Raw genomic sequence first — 628 nt, 5'->3', positions numbered from 1 at the left:
GGGCGGCCGTCGCGTTAAAATGGAAAGGAATCGAACTGCGCGGCGTCGTGTTCGATCTGTTGCTGGCCGCTTACTTGCTCGATCCGGCGCAGGCGGCGGGCGACGTTGCCGCGGTGGCGAAAATGCATCAGTACGAGGCGGTGCGATCGGATGAGGCGGTCTATGGAAAAGGAGCGAAGCGGACGGTTCCTGATGAACCGATGCTTGCCGAGCATCTTGCCCGCAAGGCGGCGGCCATTTGGGCGCTTGAAGAGCCGTTGATGGACGAACTGCGCCGCAACGAACAAGATCGGCTGCTGACCGAGCTCGAACAGCCGCTGGCTGGCATTTTGGCCAATATGGAATTTACTGGAGTGAAAGTGGACACGAAGCGGCTTGAACAGATGGGGGCGGAGCTCACCGAGCAGCTGCAGGCGGTCGAGCGGCGCATTTACGAACTCGCCGGCCAAGAGTTCAACATTAACTCGCCGAAACAGCTCGGGACGATTTTATTTGACAAGCTGCAGCTCCCGGTGTTGAAAAAGACAAAAACCGGCTATTCGACTTCAGCCGATGTGCTTGAGAAGCTTGCACCGCACCATGAAATCGTCGAACATATTTTGCATTACCGCCAACTCGGCAAGCTGCA

At 57.3% G+C, this 628-nt stretch carries 1 protein-coding gene; it reads left to right on the top strand.

Annotation, left to right across the window (positions count from 1 at the left end; genetic code table 11):
* Nucleotides 1–628: DNA polymerase (locus U1T56_RS24310; protein WP_418162058.1), on the top strand; the 628-nt coding region annotated here is incomplete at both ends.

The sequence above is a fragment of the Benzoatithermus flavus genome (assembly GCF_037908215.1).
GTDB classification, from domain to species: domain Bacteria; phylum Pseudomonadota; class Alphaproteobacteria; order Geminicoccales; family Geminicoccaceae; genus Benzoatithermus; species Benzoatithermus flavus.
The sequence above is the reverse complement of the archived record's forward strand: the minus strand, read 5'-3'. Positions and strand labels throughout refer to the sequence as shown.